A 6,094-nucleotide genomic window follows, 5' to 3' on the forward strand; every position below is an offset into this window, starting at 1 on the left:
GCAACAGCTTCAGCCTGCTGCCACCATTGATGGCAACTCGGGCTGGCGCATGTTGGGGCCGCCAGTTGGAAACTTCACCGTAGCCGATCTCGACGCGCAAAACATGGTGCAGGGCGTATCGGATCTTCCACTGGGCGGAGCGGCCAACGTCTACCGGTGGGAAGAAACCGGCTGGGAGCCTGTTTCCTCTGGTAGCAATGCACTTCCGCCGGGTGAAGGATTCATCTGGTACATGTGGGACACGTCTGCTCCGGTAGATCAGTACAGCCCGTTCCCGTTTACGCTGAGCGGCGAGGGAGTGCCGCCAGCAGACGACATGGCCGTAAATGTTGAGAATGGGGGAACCGCTGGGAACGACGGAGACCCGGCAGGAGACGATGTCGAGTGGCACCTGCTGGGGAACCCGTACCCGTATGCGTTCGACCTGAACGGGGTCAACCTTGCTGACCAGGGATTTACGACCACGGCGCAGATTTGGGATCCGAGCCGAAATGGAGGATCCGGATCATACATTCAGCGGAGCCAAGAAAATGCAGGAACAGCCCAGCAGATTGCTCCATGGCAGGGGTTCTTCGTATCAAGGGCCAGCGGTACAGCCACCGAACTCACCTTCAGTGCGGATGGACGTCGTCTTGCACCGGTTACGCCTAAATCCAATCCTGAAGAGCGGTCGCAGGCACGCATCGCATTTTCCCTGTCGGGGTACGATGCTGACGGGGCGATTCAGACCTACGACGAAGCGTTTGAGGTCTTTCTCCACCCAGACGCAACGACGAGCTTCGACGTGCGCAGCGCGGTGAAACTTACGCCTATGACCGATACCTACGCCACCCTGGCGGGGCACGACACGCACGAAGATGCTCCAATCCGGCTGTCGCGTTATTCGCTGCCGTTCGAGTTGAACGAACCAGCCGTAGTGCCTGTCGTGCTCGATGCTCAAAACATCGAGGATGTCGATCGCCTTACCGTGCAGTGGCCAACCATGCAAGGGCTGCGCACCGGGTGGCAAGTGCATCTTCGGGATCTCGAAACAGGAGCCGAGGTCGATCTGCGCAACGAATCCTCGTATACATTTGATGCAGACGCTGCTGTCCCGAACACCACCACCTCCGTCCAGCAATCCACTGCGCACGCGCCGCGTACGGCCATGACCATGGATCAGCATGCCCGGCCGCTGAGCGAAGACACCGAGGCCCGGTTTGAAATCCACATTGCTCCTGCCAACTCCTCCGACGATCCACTGCCAGTCGAACTGTCAGACTTCAGGGTGCAGACGGCAGACGAAGCCGCCACATTGCAGTGGACGACCCTCTCTGAAACGAACAACGCAGGCTTTGAGGTGCAGCACCAGGGCCCCGAGGCCGAGGCGTTCGCCTCGCTTGGTTTTGTGGAGGGACAGGGCACGACGAACGAGCGGCAGACCTACACCTTCGAGACGAGCGCGCTCAACCCGGGTACGCACCGCTTCCGCCTCCAACAGCGCGATACGGACGGCACCAGCACGCTCACCGAGCCGCAAACGGTTGATGTACAGATGCAGGAGGCCGCCCAGCTCCGGGTGTACCCGGTGCCTGTGCGAGAAGACGCGACCGTGCAGTTCGCTGTTGATAGCGCGCAAGAGGTGACGATTGAGGTGTACAACGCGCTTGGGCAGCGTGTGCGCACACTCCATCAGGGCCCTGTTGCAGCGCAGCAGACGGAAACGCTCCAGTGGGGAGGCAGCGGCCTGGCCAGCGGATTGTACATCGTGCGGCTGCGTGGCGAGAAGAGTAGTGCTACCCAGCGCATTACCGTAGTGCGATAGCCCAAGCAGCGGTCCTACAAGCAGCAGTCTAACAGGACAAGCACACCGCAAAACACAGGCAGCCAGCCCGTGCTCATTGCACCGGCAGGCTGCCGTCAGTTACTGCGAGATGGAATAGGGGTTAGAATACACCGTCGAAGTCTTCGTAGTACTCGTCGTCGTAGAGGTACTCATCGTCATCGTCGTCGAAGTCATCAAAGTTCTCGTCGAAATCATCAAGGAGGTCGTCCTCAACGTAATACTCATCGTCGAGAAGGTCGTCGTCGAATGACGCGTACCGATCGTCGAACCGAGGCATCATGTCGTCAGCGGCGGTGTCGTAGTAAGTTTCGTCGTAAAACATAGCAAGTCACATTGTCTGTTGGCGAAACCACGGGCAGAGACGGAGCGCAGTGTGCGCCCAATGTCGGTGGATTCAATGTGTCGGATCGACGCGCGACGTTACAGCAGGTTTCCCCAGGACGGCGCACACATCAAATTCACAAAACCTGTATTAGATTGGGCAGCCTGCGTACGATAAACGTAGACGGGCGAAAGCGAAGCATAGAGCTCCATAGGGAGAGGTGCACATGCGTTTTGGGCGCAGTTGGGTGCGCAGCATGAGATGAGGGATCTGGAGCTAAGCGCTTGCTCATTGTTTGTACCTTCGTATCCCCTCGAACAAAATACACATTAAGGCAGAACCCGTAGCGTAGGCCGAAGGAATCCCTTGTCTTTGCGGTTCGTTAGTGCTACGCTAATGTTTTCACAACTATGCTTCTCATGTTATGGCTGCCGAACAGCACAGTGCGTATCCCGAACCGGAAGACTTCAAGGTGATGCGTCCGTCCTATCACGAAAAAGACGATGGCTACGTTGTAGCCACCATTTCCATTTCGCCATTCAAAGTAGAAGGCGAAAGTACGACAAAAGCCGGAGCCCGCCGGGCAGCCATTTACGAGGCTGAGAAGACCTACCACTCGTATCATCCATCGTACTCGATCAAGAACCCATATCCCGACCATTTTGTGGATGGCGAAGGGGCAACCTGGCATCGCGTACCGCCCTTTCAGCGTACCACGTACGGCGACTATCGCTTCATTGACGAGCAAGGGGAAGAAGAGTATGCCGACATCGAGATGATGCTGATGTGGGACGTGCGTCCTGAAAAAGAGTTGGATCCAGAGGAGGCGTGAGGTCAGGCACTTCAGGCACTTGACTTCACATCGTTTGGCGTTGCGCTGGGAGTGCGGGCACTGTAAGGGGGCCACGGGGCGCATTAGGTAAGTGCTCGGAGTACGCGGTTTAGCGTCGATTTTGGCATGAACCCTACGTGCTCGTAGCGAATATCGCCGTTTGTGTCGATAACATAGGTGCGCGGCACCGCTTCGCCTGGAAAGTGCCGGTATGCCAGGGTGTCTGAGGCAATCTGGGGATAGTTGAGGCCCTGCTCTTCCGCAAATGGTTTCACAACACGTGCGCCCTGCTGATCGGTGGCGAGTCCGACGAACTGCACGTCATCCTTCCATTCGTTTTGGAGATCAACAAATCCGGGCAGTTCTATGCGGCACGGCGGGCACCAGGTGGCCCACACGTTGATAACCATCACCTGGCCATCGTGGTCAGCCGTGCGGAACGTATCGCCGTCAATCGTTTCGTGTGTAAACGTCGGTGCTTCGGTGCCGGGGGGATCCAGGTCGATCATGGGAGGCCAGAACTGGAACATCATGTAGAGTGCCACGCCTACCAGGACCGGCCAATGCCAGTATGTGCGTATCGCCTGGGCGATGCGCATCCAAACTGAGGGCGTATCAGATTCCGCTGAAACAGGCATAGATAAAAAAGGGAACGGTTTAAATCGGGAGGGCTGTTGCCAAATCCAGCTGTAGCGTTACGGCATTGCTTTTCTGAAGCACGCCGGATGTACGTCGTCAGTCGGTCTTTGGTCTCGTGTGGGTGTGGACGGACGAATGAATAGAAGGATGGACGGTGTGCTCCACCAATCGTTCACACGTACATATCTTCACGCATCAACGACGCATGCGGAGTTGGTATAACCACTACCGCCAAAAAGCATCACTTCTTGTCTCTAACCGCACCGAGGTGCATGAATACACGTCACTACGCATCAATTAGCATCAATTAACTGCCGATAAGGGCGCGGGTAAACGCACGTTTCGTGGGTATGGCTATCCCTCTATGTTTTTGATACAGAGTACCTTACGAGGCGAGAATGACGCATATTGTAACGAATGCGATTGCACGTTATGATTGGGCCCGGCGGGTGTCATGGCAGTGCATATCACATAAGCCCCACTTCTGCTTGTGCGCCCGGTCTCTGGTGGGGGACTGGGCTTTTTTGTTGGGGTATGTATCCATCTTGTCACTACAAGACAAAATGATACACGCGGCACGACGGCTTCATGATCCAGAACGGACCCAGAACAGACCTAGAACGCGTTGCCCCTTTCATAAGCCCTCCAACACAAAAGCGGCCCGCATGTGAGCAGGCCGCTTTCGGGCATCTGGTATTGATGCTGTTCCGCGATTCAGAGATGAGAGCAGGGGAAGCCGTTACCCATCGTCGTTATTCCGATCCGATTTCCGTGAGGACGAACGCCCCGACGATCGTTCGCTGCGAACGCGTTTTGAAGAACGCTCTGTGCGTGAGGACCCTTGACTGCTTCGTGTGCGCGAGTCGCTTGAAGAGCGTGTACGGGTGTTGCCGGAAGAGCGTGTACGGGTGCGTCGCTCCGGCGAGCGGGTGCGCGGGGCTGTACGGCGCGCTTCAGGCCGTGAGGAGTCGGTGCGCGCTCGTGTCCGAGGGGCTGGGCGACTCGGTGCTTCGCGCAGCCGGTCCGACGGGATGATAACGCGGCTGCGTTCGCGCACCTGGTCGTCTTGGCGATCGCGATCACTTCGCGCTTCGGAGGCACGTTCGGCTCTATCAGAGGAAGAGGTTGTGCTTCTTCGGGGGGTTACTTTGGGGCGTGGCGCATCGCGGTCGATGCGGCGTACCGAACGAATCCGTTCGTTTTCGGAGCGGTCGGTGCTGCGGTCGGTGGTGTCAGGTTGGCGCGAGGAGCGAGAGCCGCGCTCCGTACGCGAGCGGTCTCCAGAGCGTTCGGTGCGGCGTTCTGTACTTCGCTCGGTCCGCTCACTTCCACGTCCCGAAGAGCGCCCCGTGCGCGACGTACCCCGATCACGCGAGGTGCGTCCATTGCTGTCGCGGGTGGTGCGCCCACTGTCACGCGAAGTGCGCCCACTACTTCGGCCCGTTTCTGCGCGTCCGCTTGACCGAGTTGTTGTGGTCTCCCGATCGCGCGGGGTGGCCGTGCGGCTGGTACGTGTAGATGTGTTGGCACTGGAGCGTTCGGTTCGCGGCGTAGCCGATCGCGTGGTAGTGCGAGCGTTACGAGAAGAGACGCCACGTCCGTTGGCGGTACGTGGGGTATACGTACGTCGCGACGTGCGAAGCGGCGTGTACCCGGTGTAGTAGGACGATCCGTTCCCGTAATATCCATCACCATAATAGTGGTTGTGGATGCCGCCATAAAAGGAGGCCCCACCTCGGTAGAAGTACGGACGATGGAAGGCACGTCGGTAATACGGGCGATGGTAGAACCGTCCGTATCCAATGGAGAGGTGGAACGACGTAGTGGGGCCGTAGAAGGAGTCGTAGTAAAACGGATCGTAGTGGCGGCTATTGTAGCGATAGTTGCTCACGGCCCATGGGCTGTAGTAATGGGAGTAGCCGCGCGAGGCAAACCGGGGGCTGCTTAGCCCACCTTCGTAGTAGGCCTCATAAAAGAACGGATCTTCAGCCCGTATGGCAGTAACCTGATCCCAATAAGCTTCGCCAGAGATGCGTCCTTCTTCACGATCGCGTTCCAACTGGTCGGCCCAGTCGAGCAGTTCGCGCGTAGTGAGTTTACGGTCTACGTTGGGCGCGTAGTCGGGGGCACGATGCGATTCGCGCGGCTGCGTGGTGGTACGCTCACGGTCAGCGGTCTCCAGTTGCGTGTAGCAGCCCGTGAGCATGAGGGCTGCCATCAACAGTACGCTGGGCAGGAGTAGAGTTCGAAAGCGTAACGTGTGGCGTGGTGTTGTCATAGCAGATACCCCCAAGATTTGTGCAGCAGGTTGTGACGATCCGAACGGTGTGGCGCTGGCTAAACATTGCGCGAAATAATGCGCTGGCAAGCAGAACAGTGGCGTCATCATTAAAATGGAACTTGAACAGCGTCAAAATTGGTTGGCAAGTAAAAAACAAGAGGCGGAAAAACAAGTTGCCTTTTTAGAAGAAGAAGT

At 57.6% G+C, this 6,094-nt stretch carries 5 protein-coding genes; 2 read left to right on the forward strand and 3 right to left on the reverse strand.

Going from position 1 to position 6,094, the window contains the following annotated elements; genetic code table 11:
• Window positions 1–1,804, forward strand: a 1,804-nt coding sequence (locus tag R6U20_RS02530; RefSeq protein WP_410336300.1) for a T9SS type A sorting domain-containing protein, incomplete at its 5' end; no start/stop codon positions are given.
• Window positions 1,805–1,925: 121 nt separating this feature from the next.
• Here the strand turns inward: R6U20_RS02530 and R6U20_RS02535 are convergent.
• Entirely contained in the window at window positions 1,926–2,147 is a 222-nt protein-coding gene (locus R6U20_RS02535; protein WP_410336301.1) for a hypothetical protein, read from the reverse strand.
• A gap of 424 nt (window positions 2,148–2,571) precedes the next feature.
• On the opposite strand from R6U20_RS02535, the gene R6U20_RS02540 reads away from it, so the two are divergent.
• Entirely contained in the window at window positions 2,572–2,979 is a 408-nt protein-coding gene (locus R6U20_RS02540) for a hypothetical protein (protein WP_410336302.1), read from the forward strand.
• A gap of 83 nt (window positions 2,980–3,062) precedes the next feature.
• Here the strand turns inward: R6U20_RS02540 and R6U20_RS02545 are convergent, their stop codons facing one another.
• Together R6U20_RS02545 and R6U20_RS02550 are read right to left on the reverse strand one after the other, a co-directional pair.
• On the reverse strand, window positions 3,063–3,617 hold the full coding sequence (locus R6U20_RS02545; protein ID WP_410336303.1) for a TlpA family protein disulfide reductase: 555 nt from the start codon (window positions 3,615–3,617) through the stop codon (window positions 3,063–3,065).
• A gap of 740 nt (window positions 3,618–4,357) precedes the next feature.
• Window positions 4,358–5,896, reverse strand: a complete 1,539-nt coding sequence (locus R6U20_RS02550; RefSeq protein ID WP_410336304.1) for a hypothetical protein — start codon at window positions 5,894–5,896, stop codon at window positions 4,358–4,360.
• Window positions 5,897–6,094 lie beyond the last annotated feature (198 nt).

This window comes from Longimonas sp. (assembly GCF_046498435.1).
Taxonomy (GTDB): domain Bacteria; phylum Bacteroidota; class Rhodothermia; order Rhodothermales; family Salinibacteraceae; genus Longimonas.

What these genes read in the sequence shown, in the direction of transcription:
- R6U20_RS02535 (WP_410336301.1), bottom strand. Translation starts at nt 2,147, where the DNA reads ATGTTTTACGACGAAACTTACTACGACACCGCCGCTGACGACATGATG.
- R6U20_RS02540 (WP_410336302.1), top strand. Translation starts at nt 2,572, where the DNA reads ATGGCTGCCGAACAGCACAGTGCGTATCCCGAACCGGAAGACTTCAAG.
- R6U20_RS02545 (WP_410336303.1), bottom strand. Translation starts at nt 3,617, where the DNA reads ATGCCTGTTTCAGCGGAATCTGATACGCCCTCAGTTTGGATGCGCATC.
- R6U20_RS02550 (WP_410336304.1), bottom strand. Translation starts at nt 5,896, where the DNA reads ATGACAACACCACGCCACACGTTACGCTTTCGAACTCTACTCCTGCCC.